This window comes from Yaniella soli (genome assembly GCF_054782375.1).
In genome coordinates, this window is record NZ_BAAGSP010000007.1 from 74,333 (window position 1) to 98,727 (window position 24,395).

At 56.7% G+C, this 24,395-nt stretch carries 23 protein-coding genes; 11 read left to right on the forward strand and 12 right to left on the reverse strand.

Annotated elements, in window-relative coordinates:
• Window positions 1–144: 144 nt before the first annotated feature.
• Window positions 145–1,374, forward strand: a complete 1,230-nt coding sequence (locus ACYVJT_RS05495) for an MFS transporter (protein ID WP_343955774.1) — start codon at window positions 145–147, stop codon at window positions 1,372–1,374.
• On the opposite strand, the gene ACYVJT_RS05500 is transcribed toward ACYVJT_RS05495, so the two are convergent.
• From ACYVJT_RS05500 to ACYVJT_RS05515, 4 genes are all read right to left on the reverse strand, one after another.
• Window positions 1,371–2,894 carry a S1C family serine protease gene (locus tag ACYVJT_RS05500; RefSeq protein WP_343955773.1) on the reverse strand — a complete coding sequence of 508 codons (1,524 nt, stop codon included), beginning with the start codon at window positions 2,892–2,894 and terminating at the stop codon, window positions 1,371–1,373. The two genes, ACYVJT_RS05495 and ACYVJT_RS05500, sit on opposite strands and share 4 nt — an antisense overlap.
• A 24-nt stretch (window positions 2,895–2,918) precedes the next feature.
• Window positions 2,919–3,419 carry a thiol peroxidase gene (gene tpx / locus ACYVJT_RS05505; protein ID WP_343955772.1) on the reverse strand — a complete coding sequence of 167 codons (501 nt, stop codon included), beginning with the start codon at window positions 3,417–3,419 and terminating at the stop codon, window positions 2,919–2,921.
• 87 nt (window positions 3,420–3,506) lie between these two features.
• A complete protein-coding gene (locus tag ACYVJT_RS05510; protein ID WP_343955771.1) occupies window positions 3,507–4,031 on the reverse strand; it encodes a PACE efflux transporter in 525 nt (174 codons plus the stop codon).
• Between the two features lie 64 nt (window positions 4,032–4,095).
• Complete coding sequence (locus ACYVJT_RS05515; protein WP_343955770.1) at window positions 4,096–4,905, reverse strand: alpha/beta fold hydrolase; 810 nt, start codon at window positions 4,903–4,905, stop codon at window positions 4,096–4,098.
• 138 nt (window positions 4,906–5,043) lie between these two features.
• Between ACYVJT_RS05515 and ACYVJT_RS05520 the strand changes: the two genes are divergently transcribed.
• Window positions 5,044–6,177 (forward strand): CaiB/BaiF CoA transferase family protein, encoded by a 1,134-nt coding sequence (locus ACYVJT_RS05520; protein ID WP_343955769.1) that lies wholly within the window; start codon window positions 5,044–5,046, stop codon window positions 6,175–6,177.
• Between the two features lie 202 nt (window positions 6,178–6,379).
• Window positions 6,380–7,723: an HNH endonuclease gene (locus ACYVJT_RS05525; RefSeq protein ID WP_343955768.1), complete on the forward strand. Its 1,344-nt coding sequence runs from the start codon at window positions 6,380–6,382 to the stop codon at window positions 7,721–7,723.
• An 89-nt stretch (window positions 7,724–7,812) separates the two neighbouring features.
• Here ACYVJT_RS05525 and ACYVJT_RS05530 read toward each other — a convergent pair whose 3' ends face one another.
• The 3 genes from ACYVJT_RS05530 to ACYVJT_RS05540 all read right to left on the reverse strand — a co-directional run bounded on the left by ACYVJT_RS05530 (window position 7,813) and on the right by ACYVJT_RS05540 (window position 11,168).
• On the reverse strand, window positions 7,813–8,466 hold the full coding sequence (locus tag ACYVJT_RS05530) for a hypothetical protein (RefSeq protein WP_343955767.1): 654 nt from the start codon (window positions 8,464–8,466) through the stop codon (window positions 7,813–7,815).
• Between the two features lie 99 nt (window positions 8,467–8,565).
• Window positions 8,566–9,363 (reverse strand): hypothetical protein, encoded by a 798-nt coding sequence (locus ACYVJT_RS05535; RefSeq protein WP_343955766.1) that lies wholly within the window; start codon window positions 9,361–9,363, stop codon window positions 8,566–8,568.
• Window positions 9,364–9,479: 116 nt separating this feature from the next.
• Window positions 9,480–11,168: an ABC-F family ATP-binding cassette domain-containing protein gene (locus ACYVJT_RS05540; RefSeq protein ID WP_343955765.1), complete on the reverse strand. Its 1,689-nt coding sequence runs from the start codon at window positions 11,166–11,168 to the stop codon at window positions 9,480–9,482.
• A gap of 338 nt (window positions 11,169–11,506) precedes the next feature.
• On the opposite strand from ACYVJT_RS05540, the gene betT reads away from it, so the two are divergent.
• From betT to ACYVJT_RS05555, 3 genes are read left to right on the forward strand one after another with little or no spacing between them, the layout of a single operon-like run.
• Window positions 11,507–13,780, forward strand: a complete 2,274-nt coding sequence (gene betT / locus ACYVJT_RS05545) for a choline BCCT transporter BetT (RefSeq protein WP_343955764.1) — start codon at window positions 11,507–11,509, stop codon at window positions 13,778–13,780.
• On the forward strand, window positions 13,770–15,254 hold the full coding sequence (locus tag ACYVJT_RS05550) for an aldehyde dehydrogenase family protein (protein ID WP_343955763.1): 1,485 nt from the start codon (window positions 13,770–13,772) through the stop codon (window positions 15,252–15,254). The genes betT and ACYVJT_RS05550 overlap by 11 nt, the downstream gene beginning before the upstream one ends.
• 24 nt (window positions 15,255–15,278) lie before the next feature.
• Window positions 15,279–16,835 carry a GMC family oxidoreductase gene (locus ACYVJT_RS05555; protein WP_343955762.1) on the forward strand — a complete coding sequence of 519 codons (1,557 nt, stop codon included), beginning with the start codon at window positions 15,279–15,281 and terminating at the stop codon, window positions 16,833–16,835.
• A gap of 86 nt (window positions 16,836–16,921) precedes the next feature.
• On the opposite strand, the gene ACYVJT_RS05560 is transcribed toward ACYVJT_RS05555, so the two are convergent.
• From ACYVJT_RS05560 to ACYVJT_RS05570, 3 genes are all read right to left on the reverse strand, one after another.
• Entirely contained in the window at window positions 16,922–17,800 is an 879-nt protein-coding gene (locus tag ACYVJT_RS05560) for a cytochrome c biogenesis CcdA family protein (RefSeq protein ID WP_343955761.1), read from the reverse strand.
• Window positions 17,801–17,803: 3 nt separating this feature from the next.
• The gene (locus tag ACYVJT_RS05565; RefSeq protein WP_343955760.1) at window positions 17,804–18,541 is read right to left on the reverse strand and encodes a DsbA family protein; all 738 of its coding nucleotides are present in this window, start codon (window positions 18,539–18,541) and stop codon (window positions 17,804–17,806) included.
• 154 nt (window positions 18,542–18,695) lie between these two features.
• A complete protein-coding gene (locus ACYVJT_RS05570; RefSeq protein ID WP_343955759.1) occupies window positions 18,696–19,331 on the reverse strand; it encodes a hypothetical protein in 636 nt (211 codons plus the stop codon).
• Here ACYVJT_RS05570 and ACYVJT_RS05575 point away from each other — a divergent pair.
• Window positions 19,330–19,899, forward strand: coding sequence for a hypothetical protein (locus ACYVJT_RS05575; RefSeq protein ID WP_343955758.1), 570 nt, complete (start codon window positions 19,330–19,332; stop codon window positions 19,897–19,899). The two genes, ACYVJT_RS05570 and ACYVJT_RS05575, sit on opposite strands and share 2 nt — an antisense overlap.
• On the opposite strand, the gene ACYVJT_RS05580 is transcribed toward ACYVJT_RS05575, so the two are convergent.
• Window positions 19,896–20,414 (reverse strand): Na+/H+ antiporter subunit E, encoded by a 519-nt coding sequence (locus ACYVJT_RS05580; protein ID WP_343955757.1) that lies wholly within the window; start codon window positions 20,412–20,414, stop codon window positions 19,896–19,898. The genes ACYVJT_RS05575 and ACYVJT_RS05580 overlap by 4 nt on opposite strands.
• On the reverse strand, window positions 20,414–21,127 hold the full coding sequence (locus ACYVJT_RS05585; RefSeq protein WP_343955756.1) for a hypothetical protein: 714 nt from the start codon (window positions 21,125–21,127) through the stop codon (window positions 20,414–20,416). Before ACYVJT_RS05585 ends, ACYVJT_RS05580 begins: the two co-directional genes overlap by 1 nt.
• A 198-nt stretch (window positions 21,128–21,325) precedes the next feature.
• Between ACYVJT_RS05585 and ACYVJT_RS05590 the strand changes: the two genes are divergently transcribed.
• From ACYVJT_RS05590 to ACYVJT_RS05605, 4 genes are read left to right on the forward strand one after another with little or no spacing between them, the layout of a single operon-like run.
• On the forward strand, window positions 21,326–21,556 hold the full coding sequence (locus ACYVJT_RS05590) for a sulfurtransferase TusA family protein (protein WP_343955755.1): 231 nt from the start codon (window positions 21,326–21,328) through the stop codon (window positions 21,554–21,556).
• Window positions 21,557–21,559: 3 nt separating this feature from the next.
• Window positions 21,560–21,928 (forward strand): DsrE family protein, encoded by a 369-nt coding sequence (locus ACYVJT_RS05595; protein ID WP_343955754.1) that lies wholly within the window; start codon window positions 21,560–21,562, stop codon window positions 21,926–21,928.
• A 36-nt stretch (window positions 21,929–21,964) separates the two neighbouring features.
• A complete protein-coding gene (locus ACYVJT_RS05600; protein ID WP_343955753.1) occupies window positions 21,965–23,578 on the forward strand; it encodes a sulfurtransferase TusA family protein in 1,614 nt (537 codons plus the stop codon).
• 51 nt (window positions 23,579–23,629) lie between these two features.
• Window positions 23,630–24,337 carry an MgtC/SapB family protein gene (locus ACYVJT_RS05605; protein WP_343955752.1) on the forward strand — a complete coding sequence of 236 codons (708 nt, stop codon included), beginning with the start codon at window positions 23,630–23,632 and terminating at the stop codon, window positions 24,335–24,337.
• Window positions 24,338–24,395: the final 58 nt, after the last annotated feature.

Below are 24,395 nucleotides of genomic sequence, written 5' to 3' on the forward strand. Positions count from 1 at the left end.
GGGTTTACATTGGGCCGAAGTTACCTCGGGTTGTGCACGAAACGACCACGGTACCAGTGTAAAGCACAGCGGACCCACTGCAAGAAGATCCGCCTCGCGCCGTAGTACGTGACGAAACAGTACATTGCGGGTAGAACTGTGCCTATGTCCCAAAGCACTTCCCCCTCATCAACACCCAGATACCTGAGTTACGGGTTGATGTTCGTGTCCGTATTGGCGTTGGCACTCAACTTGCGAGCGGCGGCCAGTTCGGTTGGCCCGCTGCTGGCAGAAATTGGCGACGGGATGAATTTTGGCGGCGGGACGCTAGGGTTTCTGACCTCGCTGCCCGGGCTCATATTCGGCGTCCTCGGATTGTTTGCGGTTCGTATTGGCAAACGGTTCGGGATTTCCACCACGCTGCTGTTATCGGCTCTCGCGCTGGCGTTTGGCATTGGGTTGCGTGCGTGGGTAGAAAACTCGTGGCCGTTTCTGGTGTTGTCGATCATCGGGTTGACCGGGATTGCCATTGCCAATGTGCTGATGCCGGCCTGGATCAAAGTTCACGGCAGGCAATACACAGTGTCGCTGATGACCGTGTACTCCGTGTGTGTTGTCGCAGCCGGTGCAATCGGAGCCGCAGCTACCGCGCCACTGGCACAATACTTCGCCGACGTGTTCAACCCCGACACCGGGTGGCGGGCCGCGTTGTCAACGTGGGGTGTTGTGGCGCTCGTCCCCGTGGTGCTCTGGTGGTTGGTGACCAGGCGCATCGGGTATGACTATCCCCACATACCGATACAAGACCGTCCGTCCAAAAAGATCTTCCGCTCCCCCACCGCCTGGGCCATGACCGCGTTCTTTGGGCTGCAATCAACCCAGGTATACGTCCAATTTGGGTGGTTGCCGCAGATTTTTCGCGATGCCGGAGTCGAACCAGGTGAAGCCGGTCTGTTGCTGGCGACCACGGCCGCTATTGGGTTGGTTGGCAGCTTGATCATGCCTACCGTGGTGGATCGCGCGAAGCACCTGTGGACCTGGCCGGTGGCATTCGGGGTGCTTAGTGCGCTGGGCTACTTGGGGTTGTTGCTGTGGCCGGCAGAGGGCAGGTGGCTGTGGGTCATCCTGCTGGGCATCGGCGGTATGGCGTTTGCTACGGCCATCTCGTTGCTCCCGGCACGCAGTGTTGAGCCTGACGTGACAGCCCGGCTATCTGGGTTCGTCCAACCGGTCGGCTACATTTTAGCCGGGCTCGGGCCAATGTTGGTGGGCGTGCTCTATGCGGCAACCCAAACCTGGACGATCACTTTGATCGCACTGTTGGTCGTGGGCGTACTCATGGCTATTGCGGGCGCTTTGGCGGCTCGCGATGTCAATGTGGATGACGAGCTTTAGTTGATTTCGGCTTCATCCAGCGTGACGACGGCGCGTTGCATATTGCCGTCGGAGGTTTGCCAGACCACCTCGACTTCTTGGCCCGGGTTTTTGTCCCGGACGTAGCGTGAAATAAACGACGAATTCACGACTTCTTCTCCGTCGATCTCAACGATGACGTCATCGGGCTGCAACCCGATCGCGTCACCCGCAGACCTGTCCGATACTTCGATCACCCGGGCACCAGAGCCTTCTTGGGACGTCACGACGATCCCAAGCGCTCCCCCGGCCCCAATGACTACCCCATCGGATTCGTCACCGGCTAGCACTTGTTCTACGACTTCGAGCGCGTCGACAATGGGCACCGCAAAACCGAACGTATCTTCGGAAGTTTGAGCTTCCTGGCTGGCGGCGGTGGATACACCAATGACTTGTCCATTGGAGTCGACGGTAGGACCACCGGAATAGCCGGGCACGATATCCGAAGTCATCATGATGAGTCCTTCAAGCGTTTGGTCGGGTGAGCCCGGTTCGACCGGTTCGATGTGGATGGTTTCGTTGAGGCCTCGGACTTCTCCGACCACTGAGGTGAGGTATCCCTGGCCCCCGGAGTTGCCAACACCCGCAACAGTATCTCGCGTATCGACTCCTTCAGGGTTGATCGACGCGACCTGAATGGGCTCGTCAGTGTCGATCTTCAGGACGGCGATGTCGCGGTCAGCATCTCGGCCGAGCACTTCTGCAGAGTACTGTTCTTGGGTGTCGGCCATGGTGATGGACACTGACATGGACGATTCCACGACATGATAGTTGGTGATGGCTAACCCGTCGGAGCTGACAACCATGCCGGTGCCGAAACCGAGGTACTGATACACCTGGGTATCGACCATGAACACCCCTGGTGCCGAGCGAACTTCTTGGCCTGGATCAAGGCCTGAGCCCGTATGTTGGCCGCCAGCCTCCCAATTAACATCAACGCCATTGTGGACGTGGTCTAATTCTGAGACCAAACCCTCAACGGTAGCTTGGCCTTCGGGCACCACCTCGGGGGCTTCGGGCTGGGAAGAAAAGAGATCTTGGATCGGATTGTCATCGCGATCCCAGTCGAAGATTTGGGATAACAACGTGATCGCCAGAAACACGACGCCCAACAGCGCGGCGGTGGTGATGAAAAAATTTAGCGGTCCGCGACGTCGTTGGGGTGTCACGCCGTAGGGCAGATAGTAACTTTCGTCGACACCGGGGTGACCGGAATGATCGAAGTATGGGATTTCTCGTGTTTCGTCACGCGAGTCGTGCTGTGAATAGACCCAGCGTGGATCATTTCGCGGATCACCCCGCTCCCCCTCGGCTGCAGCATAGGGGTTGGGATGATAGGCATCCCTGCGAAGGTATTGGGGACCGTATGGCCCATAGGGCTGTTGGACGTCAGAACCCGGATCGCGTGGTGACGATCCGGGCGCTGGCGGTTGGTCAGAACGGTCAGGATCGTGCTCGTCGTGGTGATTCGACGAGGGATCGGGAAAATTGTTCTGATTCACGGAGTCATTTCTTTTTGAATGAGGTTAGGAACCGAGGTGTTCCATCACTTCGTCGTAATTTGGCTCGGTCGTGATTTCATCAACGAGCTGCGTATAGGTGACTTCGCCCTGAGGGTTGATGACGATGACGGTTCGGGTGAGCAGTCCCGCCATCGGCGAATCTGTCAGGCGCACACCGTAGTCGTCGCCAAAACTTGAACGGAACGCGGAGGCACTATGGGCACGTTCGATACCTTCTGCACCACAGAAACGAGCCTGAGCGAATGGCAAGTCCATAGAGACGTTTAACACGACGGTGTCCTTGAGGTTTGCCGCACGCTCGTTGAATTCACGCACGCTTGCGGCACACACGCCGGTATCCAACGATGGAAAAATGTTCAGCAGCACCCATTTGCCTGCGTAGTCTGAGAGTTGGATTTCAGACATGTCGGTGCCCACGAGGGTGAAGTCCGGGGCAGCTGAGCCGACTGCTGGTATGTCAGCGACGGTATTGACGGTGTTACCTTTGAATTGTGTAGTAGTCATGTCTCTACCTTAGGCGTCCAAGTTAACTTTTATCGACGAATGTCCATCGCACACGCCAATTTTTCTGGTTGGTGACGCGGCACGTGCCTAGGCTTTTCGAGGATAGTTCGCCGCAGGCTCGGGTAGACCAAAGATACGGTCAAAGATCCACGCGTAGATGGCCGTATAGATCAGGAAAAAGACCAGTAACACGATCTCGAGCATGAATGCCTCAAAGAGACTCACTCCCAGTACCCAGGCAATGGCCGGGATGAGCATGAGGATAAGGCCCCCTTCAAAGACGAGGGCGTGTGCAACACGCATGTACCAAGGACGATCGGTCACCCCGATTCGCCGTTCAAAGGCTTCGAACGCCCAGTTGAATATGAGGTTCCAGGTCAGCGCCACCGTCGATGAGATGACGCCAACAATGAAGGCCGGACCGGAATCGTTGCCCAGCAGCGCAAGGATCACGGTGGTAAAGGCAATCGCGAGCAATTCGAATATCACTGCATAGGTGATGCGACGACCCAACGGTGAGGGAAAAATGCGGCGGCCGATGAGTGCATCGCGGCCACCGGGGCCCACGGGTATCGCAGGAACGCGTGCAGCAGTGTCTTCTTGTGTAGTCACGACGTTAGGCTATCAAACTGGTACGAATATGCCATGCTTGCTCGTCATAGGCAGAACGGTGCTCTCAGTAACGTCCAGCAACGTAGTAATCGAGGGTTTCGATGAAGCGTTTGGGCTGCTCGGCGTGGATCCAGTGTCCAGCATCCCGGATTTGAATTTTGCGTGTCATCGGGAAGAGTTCGCGCATCACTTCACCGGCTTCATCAGTGACGTAATTCGAATGTTCGCCCTTGATCCACAACACCGGATGGTCTTCAAAAACACCATCGATCATGGGAAAACCTGACAGTGTGCCAAGGTTGTCGAAGAGCATCTGCAAATTGGGTTCCCATTGGAACCCGCCCTGGCCGTCGCGCACGAGGTTCTGCAGCAGAAAACCGCGCACGGCGTCATCATTAATATCGGTTTTGAGTGCGGCGTGGGCATCGGTGCGAGCTGTCAGGCTGTCTAAGTCAAGCTTGAGCAATGTGCCAAGAAGGTGCTCGAACTCGCTGGTGCTGGAATCAAGTGGAGCAATATCTTCGATGATCAAGCCTGCCAGCACATCCGGATGACGCAGGGCGAGCACCATCGCGACCTTGCCGCCCATTGAGTGACCTAACACCACAGCGGGTTCATCTCGACAAAAATCTCGCCGCAATTCATCGGCGACGAGATCCGCCATTTCGATGTAGTCAAAATCGCTGGTCCAACAAGATGCACCGTGGTTGGGCAAATCCATAAGCAGGGACGTGGTGGTGTCAATCAGGCCCCGAGCAATGCTCGTGAAATTTTTGCCGCGTCCCATCAGTCCATGGAGGAACACGACGCGTCTGGCACCACCCTCGACGCGTTCCGTGTGGATGCGGGCAGCTGGATCCGAACAGTTTTGCATGATGCCAGCTTAGTAATTCTGCAGCCGTTTCGCCCGAGCCGGTCGTCACCTTGGCGACATAAACTTTGACGTTGTGCGCGTCACAGATCTGTTCACTATGCTGCTATACGAACGTATTGCCATCGTGGAAAGGCCGTCATGACGACACAGGGACCCCTTGCAGGAATCAGAGTACTTGAATTGGCAGGGCTTGGGCCTGCCCCGTATGCAGCCTCGGTATTGGCCGAAATGGGTGCCGAAGTTTTGCGTGTGGATCGCCCAGGAGGCTCAGGGCTGGGAGTCACCGACGCAGATTCGCTGAATCGGTCTCGCGAAAACCTGGTGTTGAACATGAAACACCCACAAGCCGCCGGAACGTTTCTCGAACTCGTGGCAGCCTCCGATGTCGTCATCGATCCATATCGCCCGGGCGTAGCCGATCGCCTGGGCATTGGCCCGCAGGCATGTCGGGATGCCAACCCTAAGATTGTATATGCCCAGATGACGGGGTGGGGGCAAACCGGGCCGCTTGCACAACGGGCAGGCCACGACATCAACTATCTGGGGCTCACCGGCGCGCTGCACGCCAGCGGAGGGGCTGATAAGCCACGTCAGCCGTTCAACATTGGCGCTGATTTTGGCGGTGGTGCAATGTTCTTACTAACCGGCGTGCTCTCGGCACTCGTCGCTCGGTCGACGACGGGTCAAGGTCAGGTCGTCGATGTCGCCATGGTCGATGGTGCTTCCTCCCTGAGCAACATGATCTACGGATTACACGCCCAAGGCTTTTGGAAGGATGCCCGCGAGGCCAACCTCCTCGATGGTGGTGCACCATTCTATGACACCTACGAATGTCAGGACGGCAAGTTCGTATCTGTCGGGGCTCTAGAACCACAGTTTTTCGCGACGCTATTGACCGAGCTTGGCTTGGAATTTGATCAGCAAGACGAGATGGCCTGGCCAGCGATGCGCGCTGCCTTCACCGAAGCATTTCTGACAAAAACTCGGGATGAATGGGCTGAAATTTTTGAAGATCAGGATGCCTGCGTCTATCCGGTATTGAGTCTCGCGGAGGCTCCACATCACCGGCACATGCAAGCACGAGCCGTCTTTGAACCGTATGAAAATGGACATCAGCCGCGCAGCGCCCCGGTATTTTCTGACACACCTTTGAAACCGATCGGTGAAGAAGCGGCACCGGGTGCCAATACAGTCGCGGTATTGCAACGCCTCGGATTCGAATCCGAGGCCATTGATGAGTTACTGCGCGACGGTGTAGTGGTGCAGGCCTAGCACTACAGCCGTATTTGTACCGTGTGACCGCGTGGTCTGGAGTGATATTGCTGGGCTGGTATTGATGCGGGCTTGAATAACCGCTGTGTGCTGAAAGCGTCGTGAATACTATATTCGATTCGACAGTGTCGCGTGTGCGTTGGTTTATCCACTGGGAGCCGGTTTTCTTATCGTGTCCGTCCGGCTCAGTAGGGTTAAGGGTATGGATACAGCGGTGTTGGTGGCAGAGAAGGTGCAGGAATTTACAACGTTCCTGGCCTCGCTGCCACCTGCTGGATCCGAGGCAGACAATATTGATCGCATCCACAGCATTGAACGCGCTAAGCGGGCCCTATCAGCCGTCCAAGCCAAAGCTACCCATCATTTCGTGGAGCAACGCCAAACACACGAGACCGCGAGTAATATTCCCACCTCGATGCAGATCAAAGGCATCGAAGCCGAAGTCGGGTTAGCCCGCGGCGAGTCCCCGTTTGTCGGCGCTGGGCTGACGCATACTGCTACCGCGTTATGCACCGTATTACCGCATACACTTGCTGCGTTAGAGACCGGACAAGTCAGCGAGTACCACGCTAAAATTGTGGCTGAGCAGACCAATCACCTGTGTGATGCCCACCGCCGAGAGATTGATGCAGCCATCAACGACAAACTCGGCCAAGCCTCCAGCACACGACTGCGCAATCTGATTCAGGGCCATGCCTACCGGTTAGATCGTGAGGCAGCTAATCAGCGGGCTGCGGACAATGCCCGCCGCCGACGCCGAATCTGTCTAGACCCGGCCGGTGAAGGCATGATGTACCTGACCGCAGAGCTACCCACCCACCAAGGTGTCGCCGTGATGGATGCGCTCACCAAGACCACTGATCAACGCCTCGCCGCCACCCGAACCACCAATGACGCCGAAAGTGACAGCGCAGACCAGCAGCTGGGCCGGGATCAGGTCATGGCCGATGCCTTCGTAGAATTACTCACTGGTCAAACCACCGCTGGTGCGGTCACTGCTGAAGTGGTGGTCATCATGCACGATTCCACACTATTGGGTGATGACGACCTACCGGGCTGGGTCCTGGGCCAGGGCCCGCTACCGGCGGGTATGGTCAAAGACTGGTTAGCCAACCCAGACGCGGCAAAGTTTCTGCGGCGTCTGTATACCCGTGCCACCGACGGACAACTCGTGGCTTTAGATTCGGTGCGGCGTCGCTTTCCAACGGTGTTATCGAAAATGCTGAAACTCCGCGACGATACCTGCGCAACCCCCTGGTGCAACAGCCCCGCCCAAGACATTGATCACCGCCACCCCTGGGCCAAAGGCGGCACAACCAGCTGGGCCAACGGCCTGGGCTTATGTAAACGGTGTAACCAACGCAAAGAAAACCGCGGCTGGACCTACACCGGTACCCCTGATCACCTGACTGTGACCACCCCCACCGGGCATCAATACACTGTGCCCACAAAACCGCCCATCACCCAAATCGCCCACCACAAAAGCGGCGACCCACCCACACTCCAAAACACCACCATCGACATCAGCTGGCCCACCGCCGCCTAAAAACGCGCCATCCGCGACCCAGATAGCGGACAGCTCTGCCCGATCCGTTCCGACAACGTCGACCCACAAACATAAGGACAACTGGAGTACTAGGAGTAGTCCAGGTCGTAGGTGATGAGCTTCCGCGATTTCGGCGGTTGCATTTTGCGATTGCGTGCGTGATTGATGACACCAACCAAGAACAACACACCTGCAATGACCACGCTGCCAAGCCCGACTACCACACCCCACACGGCGGTGCCGCCCATGCTGTAGTTCGCGTCATCACTGAGCACACCAAATTGCTGGCATGACAATGCGTAAGTTCCTTCGGTGGCTTCGAAATGAGCGTAAACGGCATGTGTTGCGTGTTGCAGGTCGTGGTCTGCCGCTGGCATATCTTGCGCTGAAACGGGCTGCGCAGAGGTTTCGATTGCAACGCGTTCCCCGTATTCATCGGTGATCGTACACAGGCCCGCTTGTTCACCCAGGGAAGGGAACTCGTCTGACGTTGTAAAGGACAACAACGTGTAGTTCGCATCGTCAAGTTCGACCGGGGTAGCGCTGGGGCCGATCTCTCGTCCAGTCTCGAAAATGTCATCGTATGTTTCCGAAACTTCGGTGTACGTATTCAAAATTCCTGAAACGGACATCGCAATTGCTGTCACCAACCCCAGCACGGCGACGGCCATGCTGCCCAGGATGTACCCCACAACGTGACGTCGCCTCGGGCCAGGAACATCGAGTGTGTTGGTGTCGGTCATGAGTACGTTCCTCAATGATGTGGTCGTTGACGAAAATACCGCAGAGACGCGACGGCCCCTGCGGTATTTTTCGATCAATTATGGAACATGTCCACGTGGTTAGTTTGGTGACTGATTGGGCGGGTAACCACCGGCTGGTCCACCGCCATACTGTGGTGGTTGTTGTCCGCCACCGTACTGTGGAGACTGCTGGCCATAGTATGGCTGTTGTTGCTGAGAGTAACCGTACCCGGGCTGTGGCGCTGCACCATAAGGAGGGTTCATTGGTGGCATGTCGTTCTTCTTAGAATTTGAGCGCATGACGAGTCCAATGATGGTCAGGACAGCTCCAACGACAAAGAGGAACCCTGCAACTAATACTGTACCGAGGACACCGAAGATGCCGCCTAGTGGCACTGCACCGCCCAAGACCACGGGATAACTTGAGCATTGGATCTCATAGACGCCATCAGCGGTGGATTCAAACGATTGGACAGAGCTCAGATCGTATTCACTATTCGTTATATTCATCTGGGCGGAGCCGTTGGTCACGTCGTTACCCTGCTGGTCAGTGACCTCGCATGATGCCTGAGAGATCGCATTCGGATCCTGGTAGAGGTACCACTGGTTGTCGCCGAGACCGTCGACCACAGCGGGTTCAGTCACGTCGTATGCTGACTCGGAAAAATCCTCAATGCTAGTCATCGTCGAACCCCCAAACATGATCAGGGCAATAATCCCACCGATGATGCTCACACCCAACGTGATCAAACCAGCCGTCAGCAGACCAGTCCCCCGGCGCCTTTTCTTGCGCAGCTTACCCTGTGGGGCCGCGGGTGGCAGGGAACTGTCTGGGCCGGGCGGCCCCGAGTAACCGTGTGGTTGCGATGGCCCTTGCGGGGACTGTGGGTAAGACATGATCTCCTCGAAAGTGTGAGATACGACGATTTCAGATCGGCGATCGATGAAAGTTTCTAAATACAGTGTGCCAGATACCGAGACCCTCTCCAACAACATCGCCAAACTACATCGCATCACCCAAGGTGTAACTGATGACCTTGCCAATGATTGCGCAGCCAGCGATCGTGCGTCGCAATGACCACGGCGCCGGGATAATGCTCGATCGAGGCCTCCAGCTCTGTCACCAATGTCAGCGATAAGTGGTTGGTGGGCTCGTCCAACAGCAAGACTTCTGGCGGGTCAGCCAGCAAGATTGCTAGTGCCAAGCGTCGCTGTTGTCCAACACTCAGGGTTGCGACGGGTCGGTGCTCGTCCCTCGGGTGCAGCAGACCGAAGGTACTCAGCGGCACACGCTCCGTCAGGTCCGGTCTGACGGCTTGCGCATATACTGCGCTGGCAGTCTCATCGTCGACGTCGTCAAAGTGGCTTTCTTGTGCAAGCATTCCGACGCTGACGCCTGATGCGCGATGGAGACTGCCCCGGGTCGGGTTCAAGGATCCTGCGAAAACCTGCAACAAGGTGGATTTGCCTGACCCGTTTGCTCCGGTGATCAGCACCTTGTCACTGGATGAGATCGTGATCGAGGTTGACCCAAGTCGGTTCACTACCTCAACATCATCGGCGCGTAGGATCGGCTGGTCGATGTCACCGGCCTGATGGTCCTGCTGCATTGCGGCTGTGAGACCCTGGAAGGTCAAGGGTTTCGGCGGCTTCACAATCTGGCGTGCTTCGAGCTCAGCCAGCCGGGCACGGGCATCGTTGACGCGGCGTGCCACGACTTTCGCATTGCGGTCTGCATAGAATTTTTGTGCTCCTCGAACTTCGGTTCGTGGTTGCCAGTCTTCATGCCCGACGACTTGATGCTCATCAACAGCGGCTCGTAGACGTTTCAATTGTGCCTGTTCCTCTGCATATTGGTGTTGCCACCGCTGGCGTGCGTCATGTCGTGCCTGAAAGTAGTCAGAATAGGTGCCGGTAAAGCGGGTCACGCCCAGGGTGGTTAGTTCATCTTCAGCCGCACCGAGCGCATAGGGTCGCGGTGCCGGGTCGAGGTCCAAGATCGAGAGGACGGTCTCGTCAAGAAAGGCGCGGTCGTGACTGACGATCAGGACCGGTCCGTGCCAGTTTGCGATGACCGTGCCCAGATATCGGATGGCGGCATCATCCAGATGATTCGTGGGTTCATCGAGCAAGAGGACTTCCGGTGCGCTAAGCAACAGGCTGGCCATTGCAAGTCTGGCTCGTTGGCCACCAGACAATGCGCCGATGGTGTGCTCTCGGTCAACGGTCTTCAGTCCGAGCCCGGCGATGGTCGTTTCGGTGCGTGCATCAATGTCCCAGACACCGAGCTGCTCGGCGCGGTCTAACGCCTTGGTATACCGGTCAACCACCGCTTGGTCGTGCGGACCATATGCCAGGGCTTCGGCTGCGGTATGTACGTCGGCTTCAGCCTGTCGCAGGTGTGCAACGGAGGCTTCCAGGACTTGGGGCACGGTCATCGTGGCGTCAAATGGTGGCTCCTGGTGCAACAGACCAACGGGGTGTGTTGTGTCGTGGGCGGTGAAGACGTTGACTGTTCCAGCGTCTGATTCGAGCTCACCGGCGAGAACTTGCAGCAGGGTGGTTTTTCCCGAGCCGTTTTCCCCGATGATGCCCATGCGATCCCGATATGGGACGGCAAATGTGATATCGGTGAATACGCGTCGATGGGGAAACGTTTTTGAGATGCCGTCAACGGAGAGGTGCGCAGAATTTTTAGACAAAATGATCCTTGGGAAAGATTCGTACCCCGCCGGGCAACGGCCTCGGACGCGGGGAGGAAAAGGATCATTTCTTCATGACACCACACAGTACCGCACGATAGCGGCGTGAGCAACCATACTCGGAGGCACACACCACATTTTGTTACCATCGAGTAGCCCGCAATATAGTCCTCCTCACGACCGCATGTGCTTGACCTAAGGATCAAATGTTCTATCTTGATTTCAGTTGATTTCACGCTCTATGGTGGCGATAGATTATGTATTTTTAGCTCGGGCTTCGATTGACTAGTTTCTGCGGTCGATCCGACTTCTTTTTTAACACCGACGAGAGGAATATCATGGCTGATTCTGTTGAATCTCCTGATAGTACGCACGCTGCGACCACGCGAGATCCGGGAGTTCCCGGCACTCACACCACACCAAAAGATAAACCCACATATTCCCCCGTCAATAAGCCGGTTTTTATCATCTCAGCGGTGCTCATCGTGGCATTCGTTCTGTGGGCCTGGTTGTTACCAGGACAAGCAGAGACCGTGATCTTTGGCGCAATGGATTGGGCTGGTACCAATCTAGGCTGGTACTACGTGCTCACCGTCAGCATCGTGGTGGTCTTCGTGTTAATCGTTGCACTGTCAAAAGTGGGCCGCGTGAAGATCGGGCCGGATCATTCCAAACCACGTTTCAATATGTTTACGTGGGCGGCCATGCTCTTTGCCGCTGGCATCGGTGTTGATCTGATGTTCTTCGGCATTTCTGGTCCGGCGACAAACTTCCTGACCCCACCAGAGGGCGAGGGCATGTCGGATGAAGCTGCACGAATGGCTCCGCTGTGGACCATGTTCCACTACGGTATTCCCGGTTGGGCGCTGTATGCCCTCATGGGTATGGGCATCGGTCTGTTTGCCTACCGGTACCATATGCCCTTGAGTATTCGTTCGGCCCTGGCCCCAATATTCGGTAAACGCATCAAAGGCGCCCCCGGCCACGCGGTTGACATTGCAGCCGTGCTAGGCACGATTTTCGGTATCGCCGTATCACTCGGTATCGGGGTGGTCTTCCTCAACTACGGTTTGTCCTACATTTTCGGTATCCCGCAGAGCATTGCCGTCCAAATCGCACTCATGGTGCTGGCCGTCGGCATTACGATCATCTCCACGATCACCGGTGTCGACAAGGGCATCCGCCGTCTCTCCGAACTCAACGTCATATTGGCTGTTGGGCTGATGTTGTGGGTCTTATTCTCTGGGGACACACCACGTTTGATGAACCAGCTGGTACAAAATATCGGCGACTTCTTCAGCCGCTTCCCATCCATGATGATGAACACCTTCGGCTACACCGACGGCCACCCCGACTATTCATCCGCCGACTGGATGCAGGACTGGACCCTGTTCTTCTGGGCATGGTGGATTGCGTGGGCTGCCTTCGTCGGCCTCTTCTTGGCTCGCATTTCGCGCGGCCGTACCCTGCGCCAGTTTGTGCTCGGTGTGCTGCTCATTCCATTTAGCTTCATTCTGCTGTGGGTTTCGATCTTCGGTAACGGTGCACTAGCCTTCTTCCGTGGCGGTGATGAAGCCTTCCTCAACGAAGCCATCAACCTGCCAGAATCCGGGTTCTTTACGCTACTCACCCAATATCCGGGCGCGGCTTTCACTGTCGGTCTCGCAGTGGTGACCGGGTTGCTCTTCTACGTCACCTCGGCAGACTCGGGTTCCTTGGTCATGGCCAACCTCACGTCCAAGCCCTCGGCCAGTGACTCCGACGGCGCCCCGTGGCTGCGAATCTTCTGGGCGGTTGTCACCGGTACACTGACGCTAGCCATGCTTTTCATCGACGGCGTCTACACATTGCAGGCCGCCACGGTGATGATCGGCCTCCCATTCTCGATCGTCGTCTACCTGATGATGATCAGCCTGTTCAAGGTCCTGAGGTCGGAACGTCAAAGCTTCGATTCCAAACGAGCCACGATGCCCGGGGTGCTATCTAGCATCCGTGATAGTAACGGCAAACCATCATCCACGTGGCGTCAACGACTGGGACGCCGGATGTCGTTTGCCACGCAATCGCAGGCCGCAAAATTCGTCAACGACGTGGCAATTCCTGCTGTCGAGGAGGTTGCCGAAGAATTGCGCAATCTCGGGGCCGACGTCCATTGTCACCGAGGTGTCCACCCCGACTACCCCATCCCGTACGTGGATCTGGTGGTGCACTTCCCCAACAATCAGGATGAATTCAAATACCAGCCATATCCCGTTGCACACAACGTGCCAAACTATGCCGCCAACCTGGCAGCGGTTGAAGAAATCTTCTTCAAAGTTGAGATCTTCACGCTGACTGGCTCACAGGGCAAAGACATTATGGGCTACACCAAGGATCAGGTCATTTCCGATATCCTGGACGCATATGATGCCCACATGATGTACATGTCCATGATCGGCGATAAAGGCTCACCATCTGGCCTGGTCGAGGTCAACATTCCTGAAGAATGGGCCGACAGCGACCAACTCGATACGTCGACCAACGCGGTTCCTGTGGTCTCCACAGAGAACGCATCCACCTCCGATGACGACACCACCCAATCTGCTCAAGGAGATACCCGCAATGAGCGCTGAGAAAGTTCAAACCCTATTCATTGATGGTGCCTGGGTCCCTGCATCCAATGCCGCCACCCGAACCATTTACTGCCCGGGCGATGGCAGCGAAGTCGGCGTGGTCTCTGAGGCCACCACCGAAGATACCGAGCGTGCGATTGCTGCAGCTCGTCGCGCTTTCGAATCAGGCGTGTGGGCCGATCGCCCAGCGGCTGAACGTGGCGACTTCCTCTTGGCAGTTGCCGATGGCATTCAGGAACGCAAAGATGAGTTTGCTCGTACCGAAGCCATGGACACCGGCAAACGCCTGGTCGAGGCCGAAGGCGATATGGACGATATCACTGCGGCCTTCCGCCACTTCGGAAAAATCGCGGACCACTACCCCGGCCGTCTAGTCGACGCTGGTGATCCCACGGTCGTCTCGCGGGTGGTGCACGAGCCCATCGGCGTCGTTGGCATGATCACCCCGTGGAATTTCCCACTGCTACAAGCCTCCTGGAAAATTGCCCCGGCTCTTGCTGCAGGCAACTCCTTTGTCATCAAACCTGCAGAACTGACCCCGCACACCACCATGCTCATCGTCGATGTCATGGATAAACTCGGCCTGCCGGCAGGCGTTGCCAACGTGGTCTTGGGAGACGGCGGCACCGTAGGTGCACCGCTGTCCACCCACAAAGACATTGACCTGGTCTCTTTCACCGGTGGTGTGGTGACCGGACGCAAGATCGCCGAATCAGCTGCCCATACCGTCAAAGATGTGGCGTTGGAACTCGGGGGCAAGAACCCGAACGTGATCTTTGCCGATGCCGACTACGACGCAGCACTCGACAATGCGCTCAATGCGGGCTTTCTTGATTCCGGGCTCGTCTGCTCGGCCGGCACCCGGTTAATCATCCAAGATACGATCGCCGAACAGTTTGTCGATGAGCTGGTCCGTCGCGCTGGAAATATTGTGATGGGTGGACCATTCGATGAGAAAGCCGAAACTGGCCCGCTGATCTCTTCGGAGCACCGCGACAAAGTCACCGACTACGTCAACCGCGGCGTCGAAGCCGGTGCACGCCTACGTACCGGCGGTCACTGGGGCGGACCAGAACACGAAAACGGCTACTTCTACGCGCCAACGGTGCTGGATCAGTGCACCGCAGACAACCCGGCCGTTGTGGAAGAAGGCTTCGGGCCGGTCATCACCGTAGAAACCTTCTCGACCGAAGACGAAGCCATCGCGATTGCCAATGACACCGACTACGGGCTAGCCGGTGCCGTCTGGTCCTCAGATTCGGGTGTGACAAACCGTGTCTCACGCAAATTGCGTCACGGTACCATCTGGATCAACGACTACCACCCATACTTGCCACAGGCCGAATGGGGCGGTTTCAAACAGTCCGGCATCGGCCGCGAACTCGGAGTAACCGGCATGGAAGAGTACACCGTGTCCAAACACATCTACGAAAACACCGAACCGGCTGTCTCCGGCTGGTTCCCACAGAAATAAGCGGCATTACGAATGGAGCAGAACGTGAAACAATCCAACTACGACTACCTCGTCATCGGTGGTGGCTCGGCCGGAGCTGTGGTAGCTGCCCGGTTGAGTGAGGATCCGAACGTATCAGTCGCCCTGTTAGAGGCAGGGCCAACTGATATTGATAAAGACGAAGTGCTGCAGCTCAACCGCTGGCCAGAGCTGTTGGAATCCGGCATGGACTGGGACTACCAAATCGAGCCGCAGGAAAACGGGAACTCATTCATGCGCCACGCCCGCGCCAAGGTGCTGGGCGGCTGTTCCTCGCATAACTCCTGTATCGCTTTCCACCCACCAGCCGAAGACATGGACCTGTGGGAAGAGCTGGGCGCCGAAGGCTGGAATGCCGAGACGATGCTGCCGTTGATCAAACGCCTCGAGACCAACGAACGCAACGGCAAACACAATGGCACCGACGGTCCAGTGAACCTGATGGATGCACCACCACGTGACCCAGTGGGTGTGGCTTTGTTGAATGCGTGTGAAGAACAAGGCATTCCAAAGGTTCAGTACAACAGCGGCGAAACCGTGGTGAATGGTGCCGGGTTCTTCCAAATTAACTCGAAGGAAGACGGCACTCGCTCCTCATCGTCGGTGTCTTACCTGCACCCCATCATGGATCGTGAAAATCTGGATATTCTCACCGATCACCACGTGACCCGCATCCTGTTCGATGACAACAATCGTGCCACCGGTGTCGAATACATTGACAACGCCTTCGACCGTGCCAAAACGCTGACGGCAAACAACGAAGTTGTGGTCTCGGCCGGTGCCATAGACACTCCGAAACTGCTGATGCTGTCGGGTATCGGACCAGCCGAGCACCTGAAAGAAACCGGAGTCGAACTTCGCGTTGACGCTCCTGGGGTCGGTTCCAATTTGCAAGACCACCCAGAAGCTGTGATCTCGTGGGAGTCCAATGTCGAAATGACCCGGGAAGCCACACAGTGGTGGGAAATCGGCATCTTCTCCCCCACAGAAGAGGGCCTGGATCTGCCTGATCTGATGATGCACTACGGTTCGGTGCCGTTTGGCATGCACACCCGCCGCCACGGCTACCCACAGGCCGATGAGTCCTTTGCTCTAACGCCCAACGTGACGCACGCCAGATCACGCGGCACGGTTCGTCTGCGCTCGCGCGACTGGGCTGATAAACCCAAGGTTGATCCACGCTATTTCACTGACCCAGAAGGTCACGATATGCGTGTCGCCGTCGCGGGTATCAAACTGGCCCGTCAAATCGTTGCCCAGCCTGCCATGTCCGAATATGCCGGCCGCGAGCTGTTCCCCGGTGACGATGTGCAGTCGGATGAAGACATCGCCGCATACGTCTCCAAGACCCACAACACCGTCTACCACCCCGCGGGTTCCTGCCGTATGGGCCCGGTTGACGATGAGATGTCACCGTTGGATCCTGATCTACGAGTCAAAGGTACCACCGGACTGCGGGTCGTGGATGCTTCAGCCATGCCACAGCTGCCGGCCGTCAACCCAAACATCACCGTGATGCTCATGGGTGAACGTGCCGCTGAACTCATCAGAGCAGACAGGTAACATCACTTAGGACTGCAAACGGCGCCCCGAGTTGTGTACTCGAGGCGCCGTTTTGTATGTCGCGGGATAACCTGGAACTACTTTGTCTATACTGATTCCGTTGCGGTATCTGTGTCCTGAGCTGATTGGGTTTCCGAATTGGCCTTGCGGTAGCGCGCACGAATCCAGAATCCCAAGATGATGGCCACGACCACAAGCAACAGTGCTGCATCCACGAGTGGGTTACTCAAAACCGCCGTGGAATTTTGCAGCCAAGCGGATGCTCCTGCCGGGAGTAGTTCGGGCATATTGATCAATCCATTGGTGGTCCAGAATAGGATACCGACCAAAATAATGATCGCGCCGGTGATCACCGACGTGGCGTGGAATTCGCGTCCAAAGACCGTAAAGGTCTTGCCCCGCAGCCTGGACTTGCCTCGTGGGCTCAGTCGACCCCACACACTTGCCAGGATCATCAGCGGTACGACCATGCCAAGTCCATAGATGCCCAACAACGTTCCGGCGGCCCAGATATCATTTTTCGCTGCCGCCAGCGTGAGGACAGCGCCCAGGATCGGTCCGGCACAGAGGCCAGCGACCCCACTGACTGCACCCAGCAACAGGGTTTTGATCCAGCCGCTGCGTTTATTTGCCTGCTTTTGCAGCTGCTCTGCGCCGGGAACAAACCGGGATGGGTCAAAACCAAAACCGAGCAATTGGACCAAGCCCAGCAGGATCATGAGCACGGAGGCACCAATGATGATGACTTCACGGTGCGATGCGAAGAGTGTGCCCAATGCTCCGGCGCCGAGTCCCAGCGGTACGAGGACCACTAGCAGTCCCACTGAAAATAGTGCGCCATGCATCCAAAGACGCGGACCAGAGCCTGCGGTTGAAGCAAAGAAGGCGGGCAACAATAGTGCTCCACATGGGCTCAACAATGCGAGCGCCCCGCCGATCAGTGCAGTGACAATTCCAATATCCATGGGTTACTCCTCAGCTGCCGCTAATTCTTCTTCGAAGGACTCAATGAACACCTCGGAAGGTTGCGCTCCGACTATAGGGGTGTTGTTCATGAGAAAGGTCGGTGTGGAAGTTGCGCCTATGCTTTGGCCGAGCTCTTCATTTTCAGCAACGATGTCTGCTGTCTGCTCAGATTCCATATCCTCTTCGAACTGTTCAGTGTCTAGCCCATTATCAGCCGCGAGTTCGACAAGCGCTTCCGTTGAGAAGTCTTCGAGGGTTTCACCATCTGGGAAGAGCAGATCGTGATATTCCTCGAATTGGTCTTGCATGCCTGCGGCCACAGACGCCGTAGCTGCACGTCGCGAATCTTCGCCATACATATTTATGTCTCGGAACTCAACTCGAAGCTCTCCATCATCGACGAACTGTTGCATCTCAGGCAGAGTATCGTGCGTCCAGCGTGAGCAAAACGGACACTGGTAATCCGAAAACATCACCATGACCACAGGAGCATCCACTGCACCGATCGCCAACGGGTCATCGGAGTCCCGGCTGATAACTTGATCCACGACCTCATCGGGTACTGCCTGGGCTTGTTCGGTTCCCTGCTGTTGTGGAGGCTGATTACCGGGATCCGCCTGCGGTGATACGGTGGATCTGCCCCAGAAGAAGGCGGCAATCAGTGCCGCGACAATACCGAGAGTCACGAGCACCGGCATCACCCACAAACGGGCGGAGGTGGCATTGCGAGATGGGGTCATAGGTCGTTCCTTGTCATACCAGCGGTTACACCAGGCGCGCGTTTCAGACGCGTCGAGTCTATTACCTGGTCGACTATAGTAGATAGTTACTATTCAGCATAGTTCACCAGTCTGTGCCGCTCATGCTCTGCGAAGCGCAGGCAATACGCTAGGGTCACAGTCCGGTTATACCCGTTCCTTGTCGTCTGTTCGAAGTGCCCCGCGAAATCGTCTTGCGCGGATCAAACCGGGCCAGTCGCATACTATTGGTGATGACCAGGGTTGAGGACAAGGCCATAGCAAAGGCTGAGATGGGCGGATTCAGCAGTCCCGCCACAGCAATCGGCAGGGCGGCAGTGTTATAGCCAAATGCCCAGAACAGGTTTTGTTTGATAGTACGTAATGTTTGCCGTGATAGTAATACTGCCTCTGGGACGGCTAAGAGGTCTGAGCGTACGAGCACAGCACCGGCGGATTGCAACGATACTTGTATCCCCTGCGATACGGCTGTTCCTAGATCAGCTGTCGATAGTGCCACGGAGTCGTTAATGCCACCGCCGACCATGACCACGTTCGTCCGCGTCCATAGTAACGACCGTAGTAGCCATGGAGGCAGATGGCAGGAGCACTCTACACTTGTAGAGTACTGAAAAGTCAATCGTCCGAACATCATCGTGATGCCCATGGGCGAACGTGCTGCTGAACTGATCAAAGCAGACCAGTAACTACTGAGTTCGTCACCGACGACGCTCCGAACTTCGTGTTTGGGAGCGCCGTTTTGTATCTGCAGGTTGGATAAGCTGAGGGACATGTCACTCCCACTCACCTCAACGAAGCGACATCACGGAAGCACCATCGTCACCGGAGTCTGCGCGAGTGTTCTCGTGTTCACCGCTTGTCAGACGGATACGACACCCGAGCACAGCGTGACTTCGGAATATTTACGGTTCACAGAGCAACCTCGCGAGAACGATATACCCGACGTCGCACTCAACGAACCGGCACTGAACAATATCGCAGACCACTATTTCCGGTATCTCGGCGTCAACGGCTCGACCGAGTTCCATATGGCCCGAACCGACCACGACGACACCGTAGCGCAGGGGCTATGCTTTATCGCGGTGGATACTGAAACCGACGACGCCACGTCCCAATGTCATGGACCAAACGATTTGGAACCGATGGTCGTCCAGTTGGACACACCTGTCGAGGCGTTTCTCATCCCGGACGATACGCACGTCGATGAGCTCCCTGAGGGCTGGTCCCAGGTGCGTAGAAACGTCGTGGTGATCACCGAACCTGAGCGCGCGCCAGAAGAAGCTGAGGTGTGGTTACAGGGTGCAGGGACGCGGGAAGCTCACACGCTGCAACGCAACTAGTGTTTGCTGTCCAAACGCTGAATTTGAAAGGCCTGTTGGACTCGGTCTTGCAGTCGCGTCCACTGGTCTTGCGGCTTCAGGTCGGTTGAGAGGGTGTGAATTTCGGCCACGGTGTGTTGTTCAGTTGTTTTCACCCGCTGGACCATTGAGCCGGGAAGCAGATTCATCAGCAGGTAACAGACTTCTCGTCCAGGTCCTTCAGGTAACTCTACGTCGACGTCGACAACTTCTGGGGCAATATCAACGCGTCGAGTCAGCGCACGACGGGCCACATCAAGTCCCCCGCGCAGGGACTGTTGGAGGAACCAGGCAGCCAGTACGATGGTGCCCCAGCTTCGCGCAAACCATAGCTTGGGTTGTGGTTGACCTGGCGGCATGAGGCCCAGGCTCAGCGCGGTGGCTGCGATCACGGCAACGATGCCGTAGACCAGCGTGTCACTCGATGCCCCTGACAGTGCAACCCAGACAATGCCGAAGACCATGCCGCGCAGCAACGTACTGATAGCCCAGCGCATTATGCTCCTCCAATCCACAAACTCAGGACCAAAACCAGCGTCGCAAGCACGACGATGCCGGCACCAAACCGGGGCCACTGGCGCAGCCTAGCCTCGGTTTTCTGCAGTGAGGCGTTGGTGTATTCGGTCATGGTGGTCAAGAGCTTTGCCGTAGCAGCGCGTACTTTACCGGTGTATGTATGTGCGGTGTCTAAGGCTTCGCCACCGCGGTTTTGCAGGGTGTGCGCCATCGATTCTTCGACTGCCACGAGATCGCCGGCTGGAACCGCAGCCTCGTCACGTGTGAGCTGTGGAAGCCAACCGCGTGTGTCCAGCCACCAGAAGAGTCCACCGAGAGCAAGTCCCAGCCCGATGGGCCAGGCTGCATCCCACAGTGTTTGTGGGTCGTTCCATGCTGGCATTCCTAACGGGGACCACTGCGCACCGATGATCCACGGCACGACGATCCCGGCCACACAGACGCCCAGCCAGGAGAGCAATTCGCCATCGACGCTTCGCTGTGGCTCGCGTTCTTCAGCCAGGACCACCCAGAGGAATCGCAGCAACAAGAGGACAGAACCGGTGGCTACCAATGGCAGGAGGTATTCCAGCCCAATCCCTGCAATGTTGATGCCTTCGACCGCATCCTTGGACACGTATTTGCCGATCCCGCCAGACGTAATCGGTGCACCGGCCACGGCCAAGCCTGCACCCACCATGCCGACGGTGACCACGATGCCGGCGAGACTTCAGATACATCGTTGTTGAAACCGCGCCGCGGCGCGTTGCATCCCATTCTGCCCGAAACGTTTTCGGCGCGTTTGAGATAAAATTCTAGGCCTTGGGCTCTTGAGCACCCGTGGCATGCAGCATAGGCTGAGTCCGGTGTGGAACATTGGACTCCACCGTATGCAAGGAGCGTTACACAAGTAGTGAGACCTGAAGCTGATATTGCCTGGGATGCCGGTGATATGGGGTGTGGCGAACTCGTCGTCAAGCTCAAACTGAAACTACGTGACGAAGCACAACCCGGATTCGTTATCCGTCTCACCGCGACCGATCCGGGCGCGCCGCACGATATTCCTGCGTGGTGTCGTCTCACCCACAACACGCTGCTCTTTCACGAACACCCCGACTATTTCATTCAAGCAAAAGGAGAATAGCTGATGTCCGGAACCGGAAAATTTTGTGTTTCCATTACACATGCCAAAAACGACACGGATAAGGCAACCGTAGGTTTCGTTGTGGCGAATGCTGCCGCGGGGTCGGATCAGGACACCATGGTGTTCCTGTCGACCGAAGGAGTCCGGCTCGCAGAGAAAGGCTACGCCGACGATATCCATGAAGAGGGCTTTGCACCGCTTGCCGAACTGATGTCGAATTTTGTAGTTGCCGACGGCCAGGTATACGTCTGCGCACCATGTGTGAAAAAGCGCGGCATTGAACCGGAGAACCTCATCGATGGTGCAACCGTGGTCGGTGGCGCAAAACTGGTCGAGTTCCTGGCAGACGGGACCCCGAGCGTCAGCTACTAACCGCCGTTTTATTCCGCCGTGTCGAAAGGTTCCAACATGTCCCCTTCCACAGTGCATCCCTACCCGCCAACTGACAGTTTCGACGGTGGGGATTTGGATTGTGGCAACGGTTTGCTCTTGCTCATTCGTCAGCATATTGATCCGCTGCACCCCGGCGAGCTTATAGAAATAGTGTCCCGGGATGCCACCGTCGAAGTTGATCTGCCTTCGTGGTGTCGTCTGACAAAAAATGACTTGGTCAATGTCCACACCGAACCGGGCATCTGGCGCTTCCTCGTGAGCAAGGGGACTTTCACCCCACCGGAACATCACGATCAGCCACCTGCAGATGTCAACGCACCGGTTTATGCTGAGCCGGACATCGCGCTGCAACCGCTAAGGGTGAAAAACCTGCGGAAGAAAACACAAATGGCCATCACCCAAGAAGTAGTTGAGCCATATATTCCACACAGCTTGCCAGAACCGGTCGCGGTCGCACCGATCAAGCCCTTATCTGTGCTGAGTTTGGGCAGTTGGCCGCGGCCACGATGGCTCTTGTCTTCCCTACATCAGCATCTCGAGGGGCGTCTCAGTACCGAACAATTCGAAGCTGACGCCGATGACGCGGTACAGGTAGCGATCGCTGCACAAAAACGTGCCGACATCGATGTGGTGACCGATGGCGAACAGCGTCGCGATAATTACTCATCATTCGTCGGTGGGATTTTGCAAAACTGTCAGCTGATCCCCGTGACGGATCTGCTGCCGTACGTCGATGACCCAGACCAGTTCAACCAGGAGCTGCAAGCCCTTGATGTGCCGGCTGGAGACGTCCGACATCCAGCTGTTTTCGGACCGCTCGGCCGGAAGAATCCGCTGACCGTCCACGAAGTCCAATACGCGCAAGGCATTGCGAAACAGCCCGTCAAGGTGAGCCTGCCTGGCCCCTACTTGTTGACGCGAACCATGTGGATGGAATGCATCTCGGACCGGGCTTACGACAACCGTGACGAACTCGCGGTAGATGTCGTGCGTATCCTGCGCGAAGAAGTGGCCCACCTCCTGTCTCAAGGCGCCACCCTGGTTCAGTTAGACGAGCCAGTTCTCACCGAAGTGCTCTATGGCGAGCAAGGCCAAGGCGGGCGCACGTTCATGTGTGGTGCACTTGGTGAACGTGGCGCCCAGGACGAGGAACTCACGTTCGCGCAACATCTGTTAGCACAAGTCACCGAAGGTTTCCCGACCGAACGTCTTGCCCTTCATGTCTGTCGTGGCAACTGGACCACCGATGAGTCATCGGCTCTATCAGGCGGTTACGAACCGCTGGTACCGCTATTTCGGTCGATCAACGTCGGCACTCTGGTCTTGGAGCTGGCCACGCCACGCGCTGGAGAACTCGCAGCTCTGACCGGCATTCGTGACGACCAGCGTGTTGGTGTCGGGGTGCTCAATCAGAAAGACGCGGAGAACGACACGGTGGAGGACGTCATTGATCGTGCTGAGCAAGCCATCGATTTCTTCGGCTACGATCGTGTCCTGCTCAACACTGACTGCGGTTTCGCGACCTTTGCAGATAATCCGATCCAATCGGCACGGGCGGCTGAACGCGATCTCAGTCTGCTGGCTCAGGCCCGGGACCATTTGCGGGAAACATATACCGTACATGCCTGATGAGTCCGCCTGGGCTCGGCAGGAATCTGCGAACCCCGTAACCTAAAGATTATGGATTTTGAATGGCTCCCGGACACCCTGGGCACCGAAGCAGTTCTACTGGTGTGCTCATTTGTCCTGTCAGGCATCATCGGCTTAGAACGCGAACTACGCCAAAAATCAGCCGGTACCCGCACACACATTCTGGTGGGCATGGGCTCCGCGCTGTTTACGCTGGTCTCGTCCTATGGTTTTGGCCACGTCATCGGCGATGACGTCATACTCGACCCCTCCCGCATTGCTGCGCAGATCGTGACCGGTATCGGCTTTTTGGGTGCCGGCGTGATTTTCGTACGACGCAACATCGTGTCCGGGCTGACGACGGCAGCATCCGTCTGGGTGACCGCGGCGGTCGGCATGGCCTGTGGTGCAGGTATGCCGGTCATTGCTGCACTGACAGTAGTGCTCTATATTTTCGCGGTGACTCTTCTGACGGCACTGATCCGACGTATACCCACCCAGCACCGAACCGAAGTGTATAGCGTTCGCTATGCCGATGGCTATGGTGTCTTACGCGATGTGCTCCACGTGGCCTCCGAGTCCGGCTACGAAGTGTCGTTGAACCAGACCAAGCGGGAAAGAACCGAAGCTGGCCACGTCGTAGATGCCACCATGGAGTTCACACACGGCAAGCAGAAGCCTCCAGAATCGCTCTTCCGGCAACTCAGTGAGGTCGAAGGCGTGCTGGAAGTCCGCGCCGAGGATCAAGATCACGATTAAAGACTCAAGCCGTGCTGTCTTCGGGAATATCGTGAAGACAGCACGGCTCGATCCGAAA

Bases quoted from the DNA above. Each gene is read 5' to 3' on its own strand.
- ACYVJT_RS05525 (WP_343955768.1), top strand. From the start codon at position 6,380: ATGGATACAGCGGTGTTGGTGGCAGAGAAGGTGCAGGAATTTACAACG.
- ACYVJT_RS05535 (WP_343955766.1), bottom strand. From the start codon at position 9,363: ATGTCTTACCCACAGTCCCCGCAAGGGCCATCGCAACCACACGGTTAC.
- ACYVJT_RS05565 (WP_343955760.1), bottom strand. From the start codon at position 18,541: ATGACCCCATCTCGCAATGCCACCTCCGCCCGTTTGTGGGTGATGCCG.
- ACYVJT_RS05605 (WP_343955752.1), top strand. From the start codon at position 23,630: ATGGATTTTGAATGGCTCCCGGACACCCTGGGCACCGAAGCAGTTCTA.
- ACYVJT_RS05550 (WP_343955763.1), top strand. From the start codon at position 13,770: ATGAGCGCTGAGAAAGTTCAAACCCTATTCATTGATGGTGCCTGGGTC.
- betT (WP_343955764.1), top strand. From the start codon at position 11,507: ATGGCTGATTCTGTTGAATCTCCTGATAGTACGCACGCTGCGACCACG.
- ACYVJT_RS05520 (WP_343955769.1), top strand. From the start codon at position 5,044: ATGACGACACAGGGACCCCTTGCAGGAATCAGAGTACTTGAATTGGCA.
- ACYVJT_RS05595 (WP_343955754.1), top strand. From the start codon at position 21,560: ATGTCCGGAACCGGAAAATTTTGTGTTTCCATTACACATGCCAAAAAC.
- ACYVJT_RS05600 (WP_343955753.1), top strand. From the start codon at position 21,965: ATGTCCCCTTCCACAGTGCATCCCTACCCGCCAACTGACAGTTTCGAC.
- ACYVJT_RS05575 (WP_343955758.1), top strand. From the start codon at position 19,330: ATGTCACTCCCACTCACCTCAACGAAGCGACATCACGGAAGCACCATC.
- ACYVJT_RS05515 (WP_343955770.1), bottom strand. From the start codon at position 4,905: ATGCAAAACTGTTCGGATCCAGCTGCCCGCATCCACACGGAACGCGTC.
- ACYVJT_RS05580 (WP_343955757.1), bottom strand. From the start codon at position 20,414: ATGCGCTGGGCTATCAGTACGTTGCTGCGCGGCATGGTCTTCGGCATT.
- ACYVJT_RS05570 (WP_343955759.1), bottom strand. From the start codon at position 19,331: ATGTCCCTCAGCTTATCCAACCTGCAGATACAAAACGGCGCTCCCAAA.
- tpx (WP_343955772.1), bottom strand. From the start codon at position 3,419: ATGACTACTACACAATTCAAAGGTAACACCGTCAATACCGTCGCTGAC.
- ACYVJT_RS05530 (WP_343955767.1), bottom strand. From the start codon at position 8,466: ATGACCGACACCAACACACTCGATGTTCCTGGCCCGAGGCGACGTCAC.
- ACYVJT_RS05560 (WP_343955761.1), bottom strand. From the start codon at position 17,800: ATGGATATTGGAATTGTCACTGCACTGATCGGCGGGGCGCTCGCATTG.
- ACYVJT_RS05495 (WP_343955774.1), top strand. From the start codon at position 145: ATGTCCCAAAGCACTTCCCCCTCATCAACACCCAGATACCTGAGTTAC.